The organism is Blastocatellia bacterium (genome assembly GCA_025055075.1).
Classification (GTDB): domain Bacteria; phylum Acidobacteriota; class Blastocatellia; order HR10; family HR10; genus HR10.
The window spans coordinates 1-18,047 of the sequence record JANWYV010000002.1; the positions used below are offsets into that span (position 1 = coordinate 1).

General features: G+C 59.7%; 18 protein-coding genes. 12 read left to right on the forward strand and 6 right to left on the reverse strand.

Annotated features, from left to right (window positions below):
• The 3 genes from cas4 to cas2 form a co-directional block, all read left to right on the forward strand.
• On the forward strand, positions 1–510 hold a 510-nt coding region (gene cas4, locus NZ746_00285), incomplete at its 5' end, for a CRISPR-associated protein Cas4 (GenBank protein ID MCS6815796.1).
• Between the two features lie 103 nt (positions 511–613).
• Positions 614–1,798 (forward strand): type I-B CRISPR-associated endonuclease Cas1b, encoded by a 1,185-nt coding sequence (gene cas1b, locus NZ746_00290; GenBank protein ID MCS6815797.1) that lies wholly within the window; start codon positions 614–616, stop codon positions 1,796–1,798.
• A gap of 10 nt (positions 1,799–1,808) precedes the next feature.
• Complete coding sequence (cas2, locus tag NZ746_00295) at positions 1,809–2,072, forward strand: CRISPR-associated endonuclease Cas2 (protein ID MCS6815798.1); 264 nt, start codon at positions 1,809–1,811, stop codon at positions 2,070–2,072.
• Positions 2,073–2,825: 753 nt separating this feature from the next.
• On the opposite strand, the gene NZ746_00300 is transcribed toward cas2, so the two are convergent.
• A complete protein-coding gene (locus NZ746_00300; GenBank protein ID MCS6815799.1) occupies positions 2,826–3,611 on the reverse strand; it encodes a class II aldolase/adducin family protein in 786 nt (261 codons plus the stop codon).
• Between the two features lie 150 nt (positions 3,612–3,761).
• Here NZ746_00300 and ruvA point away from each other — a divergent pair, with 150 nt between their 5' ends.
• Positions 3,762–4,376 (forward strand): Holliday junction branch migration protein RuvA, encoded by a 615-nt coding sequence (gene ruvA / locus NZ746_00305; GenBank protein MCS6815800.1) that lies wholly within the window; start codon positions 3,762–3,764, stop codon positions 4,374–4,376.
• A 44-nt stretch (positions 4,377–4,420) separates the two neighbouring features.
• On the opposite strand, the gene amrS is transcribed toward ruvA, so the two are convergent.
• Positions 4,421–5,512 (reverse strand): AmmeMemoRadiSam system radical SAM enzyme, encoded by a 1,092-nt coding sequence (amrS, locus tag NZ746_00310; GenBank protein ID MCS6815801.1) that lies wholly within the window; start codon positions 5,510–5,512, stop codon positions 4,421–4,423.
• A 120-nt stretch (positions 5,513–5,632) separates the two neighbouring features.
• Positions 5,633–7,192 (reverse strand): L-glutamate gamma-semialdehyde dehydrogenase, encoded by a 1,560-nt coding sequence (gene pruA, locus NZ746_00315; GenBank protein ID MCS6815802.1) that lies wholly within the window; start codon positions 7,190–7,192, stop codon positions 5,633–5,635.
• Positions 7,193–7,371: 179 nt separating this feature from the next.
• On the opposite strand from pruA, the gene NZ746_00320 reads away from it, so the two are divergent.
• The 4 genes from NZ746_00320 to NZ746_00335 all read left to right on the forward strand — a co-directional run bounded on the left by NZ746_00320 (position 7,372) and on the right by NZ746_00335 (position 10,996).
• A complete protein-coding gene (locus NZ746_00320; GenBank protein ID MCS6815803.1) occupies positions 7,372–8,028 on the forward strand; it encodes a response regulator transcription factor in 657 nt (218 codons plus the stop codon).
• Between the two features lie 47 nt (positions 8,029–8,075).
• Positions 8,076–8,828: a response regulator transcription factor gene (locus NZ746_00325; GenBank protein ID MCS6815804.1), complete on the forward strand. Its 753-nt coding sequence runs from the start codon at positions 8,076–8,078 to the stop codon at positions 8,826–8,828.
• 139 nt (positions 8,829–8,967) lie between these two features.
• On the forward strand, positions 8,968–10,500 hold the full coding sequence (locus NZ746_00330; GenBank protein MCS6815805.1) for a hypothetical protein: 1,533 nt from the start codon (positions 8,968–8,970) through the stop codon (positions 10,498–10,500).
• Between the two features lie 37 nt (positions 10,501–10,537).
• Positions 10,538–10,996, forward strand: a complete 459-nt coding sequence (locus NZ746_00335) for a DUF721 domain-containing protein (GenBank protein MCS6815806.1) — start codon at positions 10,538–10,540, stop codon at positions 10,994–10,996.
• A gap of 94 nt (positions 10,997–11,090) precedes the next feature.
• On the opposite strand, the gene NZ746_00340 is transcribed toward NZ746_00335, so the two are convergent.
• Genes NZ746_00340 through NZ746_00350 form a run of 3 tightly spaced genes read right to left on the reverse strand, consistent with a single transcriptional unit; the run spans position 11,091 to position 13,240 of the window.
• Entirely contained in the window at positions 11,091–11,897 is an 807-nt protein-coding gene (locus NZ746_00340; GenBank protein MCS6815807.1) for a molybdopterin-binding protein, read from the reverse strand.
• A complete protein-coding gene (locus NZ746_00345; protein MCS6815808.1) occupies positions 11,852–12,802 on the reverse strand; it encodes a translation initiation factor eIF-2B in 951 nt (316 codons plus the stop codon). The genes NZ746_00340 and NZ746_00345 overlap by 46 nt, the downstream gene beginning before the upstream one ends.
• A 6-nt stretch (positions 12,803–12,808) precedes the next feature.
• Entirely contained in the window at positions 12,809–13,240 is a 432-nt protein-coding gene (locus NZ746_00350) for a CBS domain-containing protein (GenBank protein MCS6815809.1), read from the reverse strand.
• 246 nt (positions 13,241–13,486) lie between these two features.
• On the opposite strand from NZ746_00350, the gene hisG reads away from it, so the two are divergent.
• Genes hisG through NZ746_00370 form a run of 4 tightly spaced genes read left to right on the forward strand, consistent with a single transcriptional unit; the run spans position 13,487 to position 18,033 of the window.
• Positions 13,487–14,467: an ATP phosphoribosyltransferase gene (gene hisG, locus NZ746_00355; protein MCS6815810.1), complete on the forward strand. Its 981-nt coding sequence runs from the start codon at positions 13,487–13,489 to the stop codon at positions 14,465–14,467.
• Positions 14,460–15,797: a histidinol dehydrogenase gene (gene hisD, locus NZ746_00360; protein ID MCS6815811.1), complete on the forward strand. Its 1,338-nt coding sequence runs from the start codon at positions 14,460–14,462 to the stop codon at positions 15,795–15,797. Before hisG ends, hisD begins: the two co-directional genes overlap by 8 nt.
• Positions 15,794–16,861 (forward strand): histidinol-phosphate transaminase, encoded by a 1,068-nt coding sequence (gene hisC / locus NZ746_00365; protein ID MCS6815812.1) that lies wholly within the window; start codon positions 15,794–15,796, stop codon positions 16,859–16,861. Before hisD ends, hisC begins: the two co-directional genes overlap by 4 nt.
• On the forward strand, positions 16,858–18,033 hold the full coding sequence (locus NZ746_00370) for a hypothetical protein (protein ID MCS6815813.1): 1,176 nt from the start codon (positions 16,858–16,860) through the stop codon (positions 18,031–18,033). The genes hisC and NZ746_00370 overlap by 4 nt, the downstream gene beginning before the upstream one ends.
• Positions 18,034–18,047 lie beyond the last annotated feature (14 nt).

An 18,047-nucleotide genomic window follows, 5' to 3' on the forward strand; every position in this document is an offset into this window, starting at 1 on the left:
GACGAAGAATTTGCTGAGCTGAAGACCAACGGCATCAAGGTCAATTACTGCATTGTCTGTCCGCGCAAGCTCTGGCTCTACAGCCACGACATCCGCATGGAGCAGAGCAGCGAGCGCGTCGCCCTGGGCAAGTTGCTTCACGAACGCGCCTATCGAGAACAGCCTCGCCGTGAATTGCTCATTGATAACCTCATCAAGGTGGATCTTTTGGAAAGCGAAGGGAAGGTGCTCGAGGTGAAATATTCCCGGCGCATGAAGGAAGCAGCGCGGCTTCAGGTGCTCTACTATCTGTACTACTTGAAGCGGCTCGGCGTGACGGGCTTGACCGGGGAGCTGCGATTCCCCAAAGAGCGGCGGCGCGAGCCGGTTCATTTGACCGACGAGGCGGAGCAGGAAATCGAGGCGGTCTTGCGCGAGGTTCGTCGGATCGAGCAGCTTCCCGCGCCGCCCGCCGTAGCGTTCATGCCCATCTGTCGCTCCTGCGCATATATCGAGCTGTGCTGGGGATAAGAGGGCATCGAAATCGCCGTGGATTCGTTCGGTTTCACATGTAGCTCGCGTTTGAGGCGAGGAGATGGCGTGAAGTGCGCCGAATTTAAACCAGAGGAGAGGAATGGCACGGAGTTATTACATCTTCCAAAGCGGACGATTGCGGCGCAAAGGTAATACCCTTTATCTGGAAGGGGCAGATTCAGCACGCCCTTCTGGAAATGAGGAAGTTGATGGGGCCGTTGTCGAATCGGCCGACGCGAAAGAGATGGTGCTGCAGGATGGGGAGGGTTCTTCTCCAGCCGATGCGTTGGAGCATGAGACGAGAGGGGAGTCCGAATCCATGGAGTATGAAGACGAGGATTCATTTGCCCAGGTCTCACCCACTGACTCCCCACAACGCCGGATCATCCCGATTGAAGATGTCGCGGAGATCTTCCTCTTCGGCGAGATCACGCTGAACACGAAGCTCTTGAACTTCTTCGCGCAGAAGGCCATCCCCGTTCACGTCTTCAATTATTACGGGTTTTACAGCGGCTCGTACTATCCCCGTGAAACGAATGTCTCTGGGCATCTCTTAGTGAAACAGGTCGAGCATTACACCGACATGGCCAAGCGCTTGCGGATAGCGCGCGAGTTCGCGCGTGGGGCCTATCATCATTTGCATCGTAATCTGCTTTATTATCGAAATCGGGGAAAGGCTTTGGAAGATGCCGTTTGCGCTTTGGAACAAGAGGGAGAAGAGATCGAGCGCGCGGATTCGATTGCGGCGCTCATGGGGGCTGAAGGTCGCATGCGCGAGGTCTACTATCGTGCCTTCAATGAGATTCTCAATTTAGAGACGCCGTTTCTCAAGCGCGTGAAGCGACCGCCTGATAACCTCATTAATGCGCTCATCAGCTTCGGGAATTCACTCCTCTATGCGGCCGTGCTTTCGCAGATCTATCGGACGCCGCTCAATCCGACGATCTCCTATCTGCATGAGCCGGGGACGCGTCGGTTCTCCTTAGCGCTCGACATCGCCGAGATCTTCAAACCCATGATCGTGGACAAGATGATCTTCGCGCTGATCAATCGGCAGATGATTGGAGACGACGACCTCATACCGGAGGTGGGATTCGCCGCGTTGAAGGAGCGAGCGCGTAAGGTCGTCGTTCAAGAGTTCGAGGGCCGATTACAGACGACGGTGAAGCACCGACGATTGGGACGGCATGTCTCCTATCGCGGATTCATCCGATTGGAGTGTTACAAACTCGTGCGCCACTTGTTGGGGATCGAGCCCTATCAAGCGCTGCGAGCTTGGTGGTGAGGGGGGGAGTATGTACGTCGTTCTCGTTTACGATGTCGAGCAGGAGCGTGTTGGTAAGGTGTGTCAGTTCCTGCGTCGGTATCTGCATTGGGTGCAGAATTCGGCCTTCGAAGGGGAGTTGAGCGAAGCTCAGTTGGAGCGGGTGAAATTGGGCTTGAAGGGGTTGATTGATGAAGAACGGGATTCGATCTATCTCTACATCTTGCGCGACGCGCGATGGATGAGGAAAGAAGTCATCGGGAGGATCAAGGGCGACACGGAGAGTGTGATCTAGCGAGAGGATCAACCGGACATCTGGTGTGAACTCCTCCGCGCTAGGGATCTGCTGAAGTAAGTTTCCTGTGAGGCGGGACGAATCCGCATGAAGCTGTGGCTCAACCGGGGTGGTATCCATGCTACTGGCGATAGCAGCATCAACGGGACGGTCCTTACAATCGCATGTCGTGCGAGTGGAGCTTCCCGAGACGGCGGGGATTGTTTCTTAGAATCCCGCGCCGACGGTATCCACAGCGACTGGATAATTCGCCTCTTCGCTTGCGTTTGATGTAAAGGGACGCGCGACGAGTAACCTCTTACCGTGCCACCGTTGGTCATTGCGAGTGGCGATAGCGGTTCCTCGGGCGCGCGAGGATCGTGAGTGATTTCGCTCCCTGGGCATGGAGACTCCTCGGGAGCGCTTCATCCACGAAGTGGTCGCGAGCATGTTGACCAGCTTGCCAGCACGCCGACAGAGAGTCGTTCCCGCGTCGGCGATCGCTTTGACGGCGGCGACTTTCCTTAGCATGAGGGTGGGGACAGGCTGCCGGTCTTCTCAAGGCTGCTGAGCGTGACATCGGTGGGGGCGACCATCGCGTCTGCCGTCTTGATCGGGACAGTGAGCCCTTGCGCCCGGCATTTCCATTGCTGCGCCGCGTCGGCTGCGCGGCCGTTCCCTCGGCTCCTTGCGCACAATTTACGTGCGATGGTTTCCTACTGACGAAGGCGTCCGCGCGGCGTTCGCTGATCTAAAACCTCAAGCTCGCCTCGTTCACCGAACCGGCTTCAAATGCCGAAGCACTCCCCTGACCACCTCGACAACCAGCTCGACCAACTCCTGGCGCGTGAGCGTGATGATCTCATCGGATGAGGTAGGGAATGCTTGATTCGGCGGGCTGCAGGATGTCGGATCGGGAAAGGTCGTCCCCGCGCGCTCCCGAATTTGAAGGAGCTTTTGGACGGCTTCGGCCGAAAGCGGCTGTTCGCTTCCGAGGAGCTTCGCGACGAGCGTGATGCGCGCGAAATGCTCCAAGGTCTCCATTCGGAAGTAAGCCGTCTCGAGGTCTGGGCCGTAAGTGACGGCGCCATGATTGGCGAGAAGCAGGGCATTGTAATGTGGCACGTAGGGAGCGATCGCGGCCACAAGCTCTTGCGTTGAGGGCGTCCCGTAACCGGCCAAGGGAATGCATCCGAGTGTGAGCACGATTTCGGAGACGAGCGGTTTATCTAAACTCATGCCGGCGGCGGCGAATCCGGTTCCGCACGGGGGATGCGCATGGACAACGGCGTGGACGTCCGGACGCTTCTGGTAGATCTCCAAATGCATGGCTAGTTCGGAAGAGGGGGGGAGCGTTCCTTCGAGCTTCCGTCCTTCGGAATCTACGACGACGAGCATTTGGGGCGTGAGGAAGCCCTTGCAAACGCCGGTTGGCGTGGTCAGGATGCGACCTTCGGGCAAGCGCACGCTGATGTTGCCGTCGCTGGCGACGATATACCCACGCTCGTATAGGCGTCGCCCGATCTCGACGATCGCTTCGCGAAGGTTCCGCTCATCCATACCAGGAGCAAAATACGGCCAACGGGCTCGCATCGTCAAGGGGGTATTGGACCGATCCTTGCGAGGAACAAGCGCGGTTTGACGAATTTGAGGCGACATCGGTATAGTAATTCCCGCTGCATCAACCGTGTGGGGTCGAGACGAACGGAGATGATCGCGCATCTGCGAGGCACGCTCGTTCAGAAACAGCCGACATCCGTGGTCATAGACGTTCACGGTGTCGGTTATGAGGTGACGATCCCCCTCTCCACCTACTACGAATTGGGAGAGATCGGCTCCACGGTCTCGTTGCTCACCTACACCTACGTTCGTGAGGACACGCTCCAACTCTATGGCTTTCGCACGCCGATCGAGAAGGAACTCTTCTTGCGCTTGATCTCGGTCGCGGGTGTTGGTCCGAAGTTAGCGATCACGATCCTTTCGGGGCTGAGCGTGGATCAACTGATCCCGGCCATCCGCACGAATGATCTGGCCCGATTGACGGCGATCCCCGGCGTGGGACGGAAGACGGCGGAGCGATTGATCGTCGAGCTGCGCGACAAACTAGCAACGCTCACGACGAAAGAAGCGGAGTTGGCGTATCAAGCAACGGCTGAGGCGGGGGCGGCGGATGAAGCCGTCAAGCGCGATGTCATCTCGGCGCTCCTCAATCTCGGTTATCCACGACCGCTCGCGGAGAAGACGGTGGCGGCCGTCTTAGCCAGTGAGAGCGATCACTCGACGGAGTGGATTTTGAAGCAGTCGTTGAAACGACTCTTTCGGTAAGTGCCGGATCCGTCCTTGGCCTCTCGTGTCGAACTCGCGCTTCCTCACGCTTCCGAAACAGAAGGGAGCGACCACACTCCTGGAATTGGCGTGTGACAGCGCGGGCACGCGCCATCCTCCAGATTCACTTGGAGAATACGAAACCCATAGCGTTCGATCAGGAGCATCCGACATTGCGGACAATATGTGTTCTCGAAGGGACCGACCATGCCCGGCAGATTCCCCGCGTACACATAGCGAAGCCCCTCTTGATATCCGATCTCGGCCGCGCGAATGAGCGTCTCAGGCGAAGTGTTCTCCGGATCCGTCATCTTGTAATCCTTGTGGAAAGCGGTTACGTGCCATGGAATGTCCGGCGAGATCGAGGCGATGAATTGCGCGATGTCGCGCAATTCCGCATCGGAATCGTTGAAGCCGGGGACGACGAGGGTGACGATCTCCATCCAGAACCCTCGCTCGAAGACCAGGCGACACGTCTCCAAGACGCTCTTCAACGTGCCGCCGAGTCGGCGATAGTTCCGATCGTTGAACGTCTTCAGATCAATCTTGTAGAGATCGGTCCAAGGGCGAAGGTAATCGAGGACTTCCGGCGTGGCGTTCCCATTGGAGACGTATCCGGTCAAGAGGCCCGCGCGCTTCGCTTCTTTGAAGACCATGATGGCCCATTCGCTCGTGATGAGGGGCTCGTTGTAGCTGCTGATGACCGAATCGGCGCGGTAGCGGCGCGCCAGCGCGATCATTTCGCGCGCCGTGATCGCTTGTGGCGGAGCTCCAGCGAGAGGATCGCGAAGGGCTTGACTCGTCAGCCAGTTTTGGCAATAAGCGCAGTGGAGATCGCAGCCGAGCATACCGAAGGTGAGCGCGCGGGAGCCCGGACGCACGTGGAAGAAGGGTTTCTTCTCGATCGGATCGCATTGGAGGGCGACGACGTAGTTGGCGGGGACGTAAAGCGTGCCGCCTTCGTTATAGCGCACCTTGCAAATGCCTTCCAATCCGGGTAGGATCACGCAGCGATGGCCGCAAGCGAAGCAGCGCACCTTCCCTTCGGGGAGGCGTTCGTACAATTCCCCGGGAATGGCGAACTGCTTCAGGACCTCTTCTAAGGTGAGGACTGAGATCGGCCTCTCGCGCGCCATGTTCATCTCCCTCGTATGCCCGTGCACAATTATGGCACAGATGGGGGGAAGAAAGATAGGGACCGTCCGCCTTGTCCTCAGGGGTCTCCACGTTGGCGTGGAGACCCCGTATTGCGCGCGCTAGAACTTCTCAGCGACGGATTTCGCTTGGAGGAAGAGGAGCAAGTAATCGCGGCCACCGGCTTTGGAGTCCGTGCCGGACATATTGAAGCCTCCGAAGGGATGCACGTCCACGAGCGCGCCGGTGATCTTGCGATTGATGTAAAGGTTGCCTACGTGGAATTCCCGACGCGCGCGCTCGATATGCTCGCGCGTGCGGCTATAGACGCCGCCGGTCAAGCCGTAGACGGTCCCGTTGGCGATCTCCAAGGCATGATCGAAATCTCGGGCGCGCAGGCAAGCAAGGACTGGCCCGAAGATCTCCTCCTGCGCGATTCGCGCTGAGGGTGAGACATCGCCAAAGATCGTCGGAGCAATGAACCATCCGTTGCCGACTTCTTCGAGGGCGTGTCCACCGAGCAGCAGCTTGCCCTCGCTCTTTCCGATCTCGATGTAGCCGAGGATGGACTGGTAAGCCGATTGGCTGACGACGGGGCCCATCCAATTGGCCGGATCTTTGGTCGGTCCAACGGTAATCTTTTGCGCGCGTTCGATCACTTTCTCAACGCCCGCTTCATAGACGTCTTCCAGGAAGATGGCTCGCGAACACGCCGAGCATTTTTGCCCTGAGTAGCCGTAGGCGGAGATCACAATCCCTTCGGCCGCAGCATCGAGATCGGCCGAACTATCCACGATGATGGCGTTTTTGCCGCCCATTTCGGCGATCACGCGCTTGATCCAGATCTGGCCGGGAGAGGTTCGAGCAGCCATCTCGTTGATGCGCAATCCGACTTCCATAGAGCCGGTGAACGCGATGAAACGCGTGCGCGGATGGGCGACCAAATAATCGCCGACCTTCGATCCTGCTCCGGGTAGATAGTTCACGACGCCTTCAGGGAATGAAGCTTCTTCGAGCACCTCCATGAACTTCGCGGCGATGATGGGGCTGTCGCTCGAGGGCTTCACGACGACCGTATTGCCTGCGGCGACGGCGCCCATCGTCATGCCCACGAGGATCGCCAGAGGGAAATTCCAGGGAGGGATAATCGCGCCCGCCCCAAGCGGGATATAGAACCACTCGTTGTGCTCATTGGGAAGAGGGGAGGGAGTGACCGGACGGGGGCCATCGTATTGGATGGCCTGGCGCCCGTAGAACTCGCACATGTCGATGGCTTCGGCAACGTCGGCATCAGCCTCGGCCCAACTCTTGCCGACTTCCAGGACGATCCATGCGGCCAGTTCGAACTTCCGGCGGCGCATGACGTGAGCAACTTGGAAGAGATATCGCGCTCGCTCTTCGGCTGGACGGCGCCCCCACCAAGCGAAGGCCTTCCATGCCGCCTCCAGGGCTTGATCCACATGCTCGGAGCTGCCGCGATGCGCCCACCCCACGACTTGATCCGTTTGAGAGGGATTGACGGATTTCAACAGATCCCCCGTCGTATGCCGCTTCCCCCCGATGATAAGTGGATATTCTCGCCCGAATTCCGACTCAACTTTGGCGATGGCCTCGAACATGGCTCGTCGGTTCGCTTCCTGGCTGAAGTCGGTGAAGGGTTCGTTCTTAAATGATGGCACCATAGGTCTCTCCTCGGTTGGAGTTTTGTAACAGCATTCAATTATGCGCGAAGCCGCGTGAAAGAGCAAACTCCGCCCCCTCCATGAAGGGGGCTCGCAGGACGAGGAGCACGCTATTGCGTCCGTCCCACGGCTTGAATATAATCGAGCCAAATTCAATCGGGGGAGATCGAAGCAGTGCTATGGGAAAGATCAGAGTCTTATTGGCGGACGATCACACGATCTTGAGGCAGGGTCTACGGAAGATCTTGGAAGCTGATCCCTCTTTCGAAGTCGTGGGGGAAGCAGGCGATGGTCGCGAAGCCGTCAAGAAGGCGGAGGCGTTGAAGCCGGACGTCGTCGTCATGGACATCTCGATGCCCATTTTGAATGGAATCGAAGCCACGCGTCAGATCGCCAAGTCTCTGCCGAGGACGAAGATCCTCATTCTGACGGTTCATGAGAACGACCAAATGGCGATGGAGATTTTGAACGCTGGAGCCACTGGGTATCTGCTCAAGGATGCGGCGAGCGAGGAGTTGATCGCTGCGATCCGAGCCGTCCATTTGGGGGGGGCTTATTTGAGCTCTTCGATCTCCAGGCGGGTGATCGCTCAGCATCTTGATTTCGCTCGCGGAAAAGTCCCGCCCGAGGAGAAATTCTCCGATCTGACGGCACGCGAGCGAGAGATCCTTCAGCTCATCGCCGAGGGGTACTCGAACAGAGAGATCGCCCAGATGCTCTGCATCAGTGAGAAGACGGTGAAGACGCATCGGGAGAACATCATGCGGAAGCTCGACGTACATAGCGTTGCCGAACTGGTGCGCTACGCGATCCGTCGAGGGATCATTCAAGGATAATCCTCGCGCACTTTTTCTCACCTCCCCGGAAATACTCCCCCTGGGGGATGGAAAATCCGCTGTATACCGAATTGCCGGACGTCCCAGAATCGGCGATCATAGAGGCTTGGGAAAACGCGCGAGTTGGAGCGACGCGCCAGTATGGTGTGTGCTCTGTGGATCGGGATCCGTTGAGGGAAGGCCGAGTGCGCGCGAAAGGACGATTGGTCATCGCGGATGCCCATCAGCTCTGGCGGCACGTCTTGAGATCCCTCATTGAGGGATTTGGTTCCTATGCTGTCGTTGGGGAAGCACTTGATGGACGTGGGTTGCTGGAACATGTCGAAGCCACGCGGCCGGACGTCATCATCATGGACATTGCATTGCCCACGTCGGATGGGCTTCGCGTCCTGAGACACATGGCGGGTCTTAGCCCGAAGCCGCGCGTGATCGTCCTCTCCGAAATCGAGGAACCGGAGATCGTCCGCGAGGCGTTTGCGGCGGGAGCGATGGGATATGTCTCCAAATGCGAGAGCGCGGCGATCCTCCGGAGGGCGCTCGTGGCGGTGCGTCGAGGGTTTTCCTTCCTCAGTCCTTCGATTGCGCGCGCACTCCTGAAGTTTCTGCAGGAGAGAACGGTCAGCCGCTGCCATCGTCTCCAGGTTCCCATCGTCGAGATAGAGCTTCTGAAGCTTCTCGCGAAAGGGTATTCGGATCGCGCCGTCGCCTCGATGTTGGGGTCGAGTCCCAACATCGTGAATTTTTATCGCCTTGACGTGCTCCGGCGTCTCCCTGGGACGGCGTTGGAATGGGCGCCTTAGAGGCCGAGACTTGCGCACAGCCTCTGGCACTCCATCCTTCATTCGGATGAGCATTATACCGTGCGCGCGCGGACCGGTTGCTGAGGCAGGAAGATTGAGGTATGATCTCGCCGACCAAGAAACGAGAGGAGGAAGGCCGATGATCCGACGACTCGTGGGCATTTTCATCATCCTCGCGGCCGGGGCGCTCGTGTTGCTCGCGATTCAGTCTCGCGGCTCCAAACCGGAGTCGGCTGTCGAAGGAACGGTACAGACGGCGACGCCGCAGTCGCCGAAGGACGTCTTCGAATTTGAGCGAGCGCAGGCGAGGAAGACGAAGCTTTCTGGCCGATTAGGGCAAGACGATGGGTTCATCGCGGCGATCTTCTTCGGCGGCGACATCATGGGGAACCTGGAGGTCTGCGGCTGTCCGAAGAATCCACTCGGCGGCATAGCGCGTCGTCAAGGGTACATTCGGCTATTCAAGGAGCGGTATCCCGATGTCCCGTTTCTTCACGTGGATACCGGTTACTTCTTCAGCGATCGAGTTGACCTGATGACGGGAGAGCTCGCCGAAGACGTCGTCGTGGGCAACGAGTGGGTGATTCGCGCGTATGAGCACATGAAGCTCGATGCGGTGAATCTCTCTTATCACGATCTCCCTCAGCTCGCGCGATGTTTCCGATCGGAGGAGTTCCGTCACCATGCCGCCGCGACGCCCGTGGTGAAGCATTTCCTCTCGGCGAACGTGCGCGCCCGTGAAGCCTCATATGCGAATCCGCAGCCGTATGTGATCCGGGAGTTGAGCGGAGGACGGCTCAACCGACGCACGCTTCGGATCGGATTCATCGGCGTGACCGAATCTGGAAATTATCGCGGGCGAGAATTCGTCGTGTTGGACCCGCTCGCGGCCGTGCGGTCGCTCGTCCTCCGAGTGCGCGCGCGCGCCGATTTGGTCGTGGTGCTCGCCTATCTCTCGCCGGAGATGATCGAGACGTTGGCGCGCGAGAATCCGGAGGTGGACGTGATCTTGGCCGATGTGGGGCGTCCGCTCTGGCTGCAGCCGAAGACCATCGGCCGTACCTACATCGCCTACAGTGTATATCAGACGAAGCTCCTGGGCGAGTTGCGCATCTACGATGAACAGGGCGGACGATGGAGGGTCGTGGCGCGGTATGTCGAATTGGACGGCCTCATTCCCGACGATCCGGCGACGGAGGCGCTGCGCGCGGAAGCTCGGAGCGAACTCGCCGCCGTACAACGGCGGATTGCTGAACGCGCGACGGCCGCAAGTCGAAGGGCGCGGCATGCCGCTTCAGGCGACGGAGCCATGTTCGTTGGCTCTCGCGCTTGCCAACCGTGTCACGATTCGGCCTATGCCGTGTGGACAGAATCCGGGCATGCGCACGCTTTCGCAACGCTTCAAAAGGTGAAGCGGGAGAACGATCCGCAATGTCTCGGCTGCCATGTGACTGGGTATGAACAGCCGGGAGGATTTCTCAATGTCTTCTCCACACCTCGATTGAAAGACGTTCAGTGCGAGGCGTGTCACGGGCCGGCATCCCGCCATCTCGAAGATCCGACGCGTCCGTATGGAAAAGTCGGTGTGCCCGAAGGCTGTCTGCCCTGTCACACGAGGGAGAATAGTCCGGACTTCGAGCCTTTGAGCTATTGGGCGAAGATCAAACATTGAGTGGTCAAACGCGGAATCCGCGCGTCTTCGGAGAGCGATGGAAGAATTGATTCACATCCTCCCGCACGCACTGCGCATGATAGGATACGAAGAGAGCGCTTGCGAGCGGGTACTGCAGGTGGCGTGGGCGCGCCTAGTCGGCGATGCCATCGCCGCCCGCACCTTCCCCATGCAGCTTCGTGAGGGACGCCTGATCGTTTTGACGGCCGATCGAACGTGGAAAGCGCAACTGGAGAAGCTCTCGCCGGACATCCTCGCACGAATCAATCGCCTGTTGGGGGCCGATCTCGTGCAGGCCATTGAATACCGCGTGAAGCGAGAGGTCTTCTCGCCGAGACCTAAGGAGCAGGCGTCGTCGGCGTCCCCTCAGACCGCTTTGGACGAACGCTTGCTTCGCGAGCTGACTCCGTTGGCCGAATCAATCGCTGATCCCGACTTGCGCGAGGCATTCCTTCGAGCAGCGAGCCGGTGCTTGGCGCGTCGAGAAGGGACGTGATGCGTTTCGCCCTCGTGAATTTCGCTCAGGTGCCGATCCGGATTTCATGTCCCTAAGAACGTCACCGCTTGCCACGAATCGGCGACTTTCGCGTTCACGCTTCGACCTCTATGTGCGCTCGACGCAGTGTCTCGCAGAGATCGCGCGTCGCTTCTTCGAGTCGAGCTTCGACGCTCATCGGATCGCGTCCGGAGAGCGAGAGCGTGATGCGGAAGCGAATATCAGGGCCGAACTCCCGCGCTCGGGATTTGATGTAGATTTCGGGATGGCGCTCGGCGACCTCGCGGAGGATGGGCGCCAGCACTGTCTCATCTCGACAAAGAGCGATGACTTCCCGCTCTCGGAAGACGCCAGCGCCAAAGATCTCCTGCAGGATTGGACGAAGCGGACCGGTCACGATAGCCTTCAGTTCGGCGGGAACGCCCGGCAAACTGACCAGCGTCGTTCCACTCACGCGCAGGAGCACGCCCGGAGCGGCTCCGACCGGATTCGCGAGAGGCTCGGCTCCCTGGGGAAGGCGCGCCATTTTCATGCGGCTCTCCGTGAGTTGCGCATCGGCGACATAACCGGCTGCGACGAGTCGCTCATAGGTCTCTCGCACGAGAGCGAGCGCTCGCTCGTTGAGCGTGAGCGGGCGCTCAAGCGCTTCAGCGACCGCCTGCAACGTCAGATCGTCATCGGTCGGTCCGAGTCCGCCAGAGGTGACCAGAAGCTGCACCCCTCGTCCTAAGGCTCCGCGGATCTCTCGAACGATGGCCGAGCAATCGTCGCGCACGAGAACAGCGCGCTCAACCCGACCGCCCAACCCGGTGAAGGTCCGACACAACCATTGCGTGTTCGTGTCGAGCGTGTCACCTAAGAGGAGTTCGTTGCCGATGGCGATAATCTCAACCGTGACCATAAGCGTGCATCTATGACGATCCCTCGGATATGGCGTCGAACGTCTTCGGGAGAGAGAAGGCCGCGCTCGGTGAGGACGCCGGTGAAGAGGTCAAGCGGCGTCGTCTCAAAATATTCGTTCCAGATCGTGAGTCCAAGCGGCGGCGTCTCCCAGATCTCAACGGGAGATTGCGAGCGTGAAGCGCTCAAAAGGGCGGGGAAGAACTTGCTGCTTTCGGCAAGCACATACAGGGGAATGCCGCATTCCCGAGCCGCGAGCGCCAGGAGCCGCGTGCCAATCTTGTTGACCACGCCTTCGGGAGCGACGCAATCGGCGCCTACGAGTGCGAGCGTGCACCGGCCGGCCCATTCCGCCATGGCGGCGTCCACGATTAGCGTCACCGGGAGACCGAGCGCGAGCGCCTGTTCGGCGAAGCGTCGGCCTTCGCAGAGAGGGCGAGACTCCGTGCAGACGATCGAGAAAGAGCGTCCGCGAGCGTGCGCTGCGCGCAAAGCCGCGAGGACAGTGGCGCTGAAGGAATGGGTGAGCACACGCGCGCCATCGGGAATGAGATCGCTCGCCCGAATTTCGAGCGCGCGCGTGTGTTCCCGCCATTCCTTGTGGAATCGGTTGAGCGCCTCTTGAGCGGAAGAGCGAGCCTCCTCGAGCATCGCGATCCCAGCAGTGGCGCGCACGACGGTATTCACCAAATGCACGAGAGACGCCATATTCGGGTGCGCGCGAATCACGCGCTCGCCGATGTCGAGTAGCTCCATCCCCAAGTCCTCAGGGGTTGCCGCAGATGAAAGGGAGAGCGCGTCGCGCATGACTTCGGCCAATTGCTCGGTCAGCGTCGTCGCTCCCGAGAGATGATCCTCCACGATCGCCCGAACGCGCTCGCTCAGCGTCGAAGGATTCTCCCTCATGCCCGTTCAATAGATCTGGAAGAACCGCTCGTAGAATGCGAGCGCCTCGTCTCGCTCCTTCTTATCGAGGCTGAGTAGATCGCCAAGCGAGACCGTCCCTAGCACCTTCCCTTCCGTTGTGACGACGACCAGGTGCTGAAAGTCATTGGCGAGCATCGTCACCAAGCATTCGGCATAGGTCGCATCCGGCGTGGCCGTCATCGGATCCGGCGTCATGATCTCCTCGACGCGCGTCGTCTCCGGATCGCGCCCTTCGGCGACGACCTTCGTCATGATGTCCCATTCCGAGAGAATGCCGACCAACCGGTCTCCATCCAGGACCGAGATGGCGCGTACGTTCCGTCGCGTCATCTCTTGAGCGGCGTGTCGCACAGAATCCGTCTTCTGGACCGTGTAAACCTCGGTGCGAGAGCCGACGATATCGCGAATGCGTTTCATATGCGTCCTCGCCCTTGGATTTCAAAAACCCCGAGCCGACGCTTAGTATAGCCCTTGGGAAGGAAGCAGGCAAAAGGGGAAAAACCTGGGCCTTGCCTCTTTCGGCCTCCCATCGCTGCGACTGACGTCGGCGTGGTTCCCGAGCCATCCTTGACATGGCCGACACCCGTCCTTTTAAATTGGAATCTTTTCGACGTGGTGAGGGAGAGAAGCTGAAGGATTTCTCGAACGCTGTGGGAGCATGAGATGGCTCTGGTGAAATTCGCGATCCCGAAGGGATCGCTCGAGAAAGCAACGTTCGATCTCCTGGAACGAGCCTGGTACAAGATCTATGGCCGGGAGCGTACATATCGGCCGAAGATCAGCGATCCGCAGATCGAGCTGAAAATCCTCCGCCCGCAGGAGATTCCGATCTTCGTCGCCGAAGGACTGCATGATGTCGGAATCACGGGGAAGGATTGGATTCAAGAAGGGCGCGCGGATGTTGAGACCCTTTTGGATCTGGAATATGGGCGAGTGAAATTGGTCGTCGCGGTTCCGAAAGACGTGGATGTCGCTTCGCTGACGGATCTCTTTCGGAAGTTCTGGCGCCAGGGGCGGAAAGTCCGCATTTCCGCCGAGTATTTGAACATCACGGCGGACTATGTGAAGGCCAATCCGCTCTATCGCCGGAAATTCGGACGGAAGGAACCGCTCATCGTCACGCCCTGGTGGCGACGTGGGACGAACGATCGCGTGAGCATCTATCTCTCGTTCGGGGCCACGGAGGCGAAACCCCCTGAGGATACGGACGTCATTGTTGACGTCATCGAGACGGGGACGACGCTGGAGCGGAACAATCTCAAACCGATCGAAACGATTTTGGAGTCCACGGCTGTTTTGATCGCCAATCGGCGCGCGCTGCGGGATCGGCAGAAGCGGGAGAAGATCTACGACATCATGACGCTGCTCAAGGGCGTGATTGACAGCGAGAAGAAGCTCCACATTTTCGTGAACGTGCGGCAAGAGAACTTGGAGGAGCTATTGCGGGCGCTGCCTGCCTTGAAGCGACCGACGGTCAGTCCGCTTTCGGCCCCCGGGTGGTACTCGGTGAATACGATTGTTGAGAAGCAGCAGTTCCTCACGCTGCTTCCCGCCCTTCGCCGATTAGCGCAGGGACTCGTCGTTCACGAACCGCAACAGATCTTGCCCTTGGAGGAGATCGCGCGCAACGAGGCCCATGAGTAAAAAATGGCTCATTCCGATTCGGGCGTTGACGCAGCGTACTTTTGAACGGCGATTGCGGGAGATTCGCGAGCGTCGTGGTCTCTCGAAAGCAGTGTGGGAACAGGTGCACCGCATCCTAGAGGACGTTCGGAGGCGGGGGGATGAAGCGCTTCTGGAATATGTGGCGCGATTCGATGGCGTCGTGCTCTCGCGGGACCGGCTGCGGGTCGAACCGGAGGCCGTTCGCGCGGCCTACGGCGAGGTTTCACGCGAAGCGATCGCGGCACTCCGGTTGGTGCGGCGCCGATTGGAACGCGCCGAGCGACGTTGGCTCGAGGCCTTGAAGCGCGTCCGCGTCGTCGCCGATGGTGTCGTCATTGAGAGCGCGCATTGTCCCATCCGAAGTGTGGGATGTTACGTCCCGGGGGGAAAGGCGGCGTATCCCAGCTCCGTGCTCATGAACGTCGTGCCCGCGCGCTTGGCTGGGGTCGAGCGAATCGTGATTTGTTCCCCTCCGAGGCAAGAGACGGGCGAGATTCATCCCCTCGTTCTCGTCGCGGCCGATCTCTGCGGGATCACCGAGATATATCGCGTAGGAGGAGCAACGGCGATTGCAGCGCTCGCCTACGGGACGGCGACGATCCCATCGGTGGAGAAAATCGTGGGGCCGGGTGGACCGTATGTTGTGGCCGCGAAACTTTTGGCTGCCGAGCGCGTGGGGATTGATTTGCCGGCTGGGCCGAGCGAGCTGGTCATCGTGGCCGACGAGACGGCATCGCCGCAAGCGATCGCCGCTGATCTCGTGGCACAGGCCGAGCATGGGGAGGACAGTCTTTGTGGGTTGCTGGCGACCTCTCGTCATTTGGCGCAGGAGACGGCGCGAGCACTCCGTGCACGACTCACGACGGCGGAGCGTCGTGCGATCATCCAGCAGGCGCTTGCTCGGCGAGGGTTCCTGCTCTATGCGGAAGGGGATCTCGATTTGCTCGTGCGCTTCGCAAATGCCTTGGCCCCCGAACATGTGCAAGTCATGACGCGGCGTCCGAGAAGCGTCGCGCGCGGCATCTCGCGGGCCGGACTCGTGCTCATTGGTTCGCATTCCCCGGCGAGTGCGAGCGATTACGTGTTGGGCACGAATCACGTCTTACCCACGGGGGGGACGGCAGCCGCTTATTCTGGTCTCTCGGTCCTCGATTTCCTGAAACGGGTGACGTACGCCGAATGCGCGCGGCGCAGTCTCGCGCAATTCGTGGAACCGGTGCGCATCCTCGCTCTCGCCGAAGGGTTGCCGAATCACTATCGCGCCTTAGAGGAACGCGTGCGAGGTCTTGACCATCGGATGAAGAGATGAGGGCGTGGTGGGAACAGCGACTCGACGAGCTGGACGCTCTGGAGGGGTATCCGATCCCCGAAGGGGACGAGCTGTCGGAAGGCAAACTCGATGCGAATGAGAATGTCCTTTTGCCGAAGGCGCTCCTTGTGACGTTGGCGCAGCGCGCTGTGGAGACGCTCGATCCTCGCTTCTACGCCATCGGAGACGCGCGGGCCTTGGTGCGAGACCTCAGTCGCTATCTTGGGATCGAGCCCGAGCACATCGTCTTGGGAAGTGGTGGGGATCAGCTCATCGATCTCGTGGCGCAGGCTTTCCTGGAGCCTGGAGCGACAGCGGTGACGATCGCGCCCACGTATTCCTTCTATCGGATTCGCTGCGCGTTCGCTGGAGCGCGGGTGATCGAAGTCCCATTGCGGGAAGATTTCTCCCTCGATTTGGAAGCGCTCGCGCGAGCAGCGCACGGAGCGCGCGTGCTCTTCCTCTGCTCCCCGAACAATCCGACGGGAAATCAATTCCCCTTGGCTGAGATCGAGCACTTGGCGCGAGAGTTCTCCGGCCTTCTTATCGTGGACGAAGCTTATGTCGAATTCGCATCGGAGACGGCGCTGCCGCTCCTGGCGCGTTCGACCAACGTAGTTCTGCTGCGGACGTTCTCGAAGGCGTTCGGATTGGCGGGGATGCGACTCGGCTATCTTTTGGCGCCTCCGCGTCTCAGTCGTCTTTTCGCCGAGAAAGTGCAATATCCCTATCCGGTGAACGCATTCGCCGTGCGACTCGCCCGGCTCCTTTTGGAGGCGTATGAAGAAGTGCGCGCGACCATCGAGACCGTCAAGCGGGAGCGCGAGTGGCTGCGGCGGGCATTGCAGACCTTGGGGGTGCGCGCGTTTCCCTCGCAGACGAACTTCGTCCTCTTCGAAGTCGGTGATCGAGCGAACATGGTCTGGCGGCATCTGGCCGAACACGGCTTGCGCGTGAAATACGTCGGCGAAGTACTCGGTTATGGGGCGTGTCTGCGCGCGACTGTCGGCTCGCCGGAGACGAATCGGGCGTTGATCGCGCGGGTTCAGGAGGCCCTCGGATGAACTATCGCGAACGACGGACTCGAGCGGGGATCGTGTATGTTCGGGAGGATTGGGCTGTCGAGGCGCCATCGGTGGACGTCGTCCTATTCGATTGCGATGGGGTGTTGATCGACATCCGACCGTCGTACGATCTCGCGATTCGAGAAACGGTCTCGTACATCTTGAGCAAGCTCGCGCAGCGCCCGATCACACGTCCGGTCTCGCGACGGCTCATTTATCAGTTTCGACGGAGCGGAGGATTCAACAACGACTGGGACACGGTGTGCGCCATCTTATGGGGGATCGCCGTTCAATTGCCCGAGCGATGGGTGGAAGATTTCCTTCAAGTGGATGGGGAGTTGGCCAATCGAGAGCTTCGCGACGCAGCCGAGCGATTCATGGCATACGTCGGACGCCTGCGTCGTCCGAAGACGGTGGAGGAAGTGATCGAGCTGCGCCATCCGTTTCCGTCAGCGGCGATGCGGCGTCGACTTCTCGAGCTGGCCGAACGCGCCGACAGCTCCGGTCTTTCCTCGATCGAGCGAACGATCCTCGAGGAATGGGGAATAGCGGGTCGCCGTCGAGAAGCGTTTCAAGCGCTTCAGAGGTTCCTTCGCTATCCGGGAGAGCCCGAGCAGAGCCTCGTCATCCGCGTGTTCAACGAGCTGTTTTATGGCGCTGCCTACTGCCGCGAGCAATTCGGATGGGAACCGCGATTTCATTTGGGACCTGGGCTCATGGAACGAGAGCGCCCGATCCTCACCGATGAAGTGCTCGGATGGTTATTGCGAACGTTCGGACGGATGCGCTTAGGGATCGTCTCCGGACGATCGCGCGAATCAGCGCGTCGGACGTTGGGAGAGCGACTCGATGCGTTCAACCCGGAGGCCCTCGTCTTTTTAGAAGACGAATGGGGGAACGCCCCGACAGGAATGACGATCGGGAAGCCGGAGCCGTATGGTCTGTGGCGGGCTGCTCGCGCGATGGGAGATTTTCGACAGGCGTTGTACGTCGGGGATTCGACTGAGGATGCTCTCATGGTCGAGCGCGCGTGCGATGCGCGCTTCGCATTCGTCGGGGTTTACAATACGGGATACGGGGCACGAGAGAAGATCGCGTGGTTTCGCGCTCGGCGCGCTGCAGCGATTCTGCCGACGGTGAACGAATTGCCTGAGCTGTTTCGTCGGGCGTGAGCGAAAGGAGGAGG

Bases quoted from the DNA above. Each gene is read 5' to 3' on its own strand.
- NZ746_00320 (MCS6815803.1), top strand. From the start codon at position 7,372: ATGGGAAAGATCAGAGTCTTATTGGCGGACGATCACACGATCTTGAGG.
- NZ746_00370 (MCS6815813.1), top strand. From the start codon at position 16,858: ATGAACTATCGCGAACGACGGACTCGAGCGGGGATCGTGTATGTTCGG.
- NZ746_00325 (MCS6815804.1), top strand. From the start codon at position 8,076: ATGGAAAATCCGCTGTATACCGAATTGCCGGACGTCCCAGAATCGGCG.
- NZ746_00340 (MCS6815807.1), bottom strand. From the start codon at position 11,897: ATGGTCACGGTTGAGATTATCGCCATCGGCAACGAACTCCTCTTAGGT.
- hisC (MCS6815812.1), top strand. From the start codon at position 15,794: ATGAGGGCGTGGTGGGAACAGCGACTCGACGAGCTGGACGCTCTGGAG.
- amrS (MCS6815801.1), bottom strand. From the start codon at position 5,512: ATGGCGCGCGAGAGGCCGATCTCAGTCCTCACCTTAGAAGAGGTCCTG.
- ruvA (MCS6815800.1), top strand. From the start codon at position 3,762: ATGATCGCGCATCTGCGAGGCACGCTCGTTCAGAAACAGCCGACATCC.
- cas2 (MCS6815798.1), top strand. From the start codon at position 1,809: ATGTACGTCGTTCTCGTTTACGATGTCGAGCAGGAGCGTGTTGGTAAG.
- NZ746_00350 (MCS6815809.1), bottom strand. From the start codon at position 13,240: ATGAAACGCATTCGCGATATCGTCGGCTCTCGCACCGAGGTTTACACG.
- pruA (MCS6815802.1), bottom strand. From the start codon at position 7,192: ATGGTGCCATCATTTAAGAACGAACCCTTCACCGACTTCAGCCAGGAA.
- NZ746_00345 (MCS6815808.1), bottom strand. From the start codon at position 12,802: ATGAGGGAGAATCCTTCGACGCTGAGCGAGCGCGTTCGGGCGATCGTG.
- hisG (MCS6815810.1), top strand. From the start codon at position 13,487: ATGGCTCTGGTGAAATTCGCGATCCCGAAGGGATCGCTCGAGAAAGCA.
- hisD (MCS6815811.1), top strand. From the start codon at position 14,460: ATGAGTAAAAAATGGCTCATTCCGATTCGGGCGTTGACGCAGCGTACT.
- NZ746_00330 (MCS6815805.1), top strand. From the start codon at position 8,968: ATGATCCGACGACTCGTGGGCATTTTCATCATCCTCGCGGCCGGGGCG.
- NZ746_00335 (MCS6815806.1), top strand. From the start codon at position 10,538: ATGGAAGAATTGATTCACATCCTCCCGCACGCACTGCGCATGATAGGA.
- cas1b (MCS6815797.1), top strand. From the start codon at position 614: ATGGCACGGAGTTATTACATCTTCCAAAGCGGACGATTGCGGCGCAAA.
- NZ746_00300 (MCS6815799.1), bottom strand. From the start codon at position 3,611: ATGGATGAGCGGAACCTTCGCGAAGCGATCGTCGAGATCGGGCGACGC.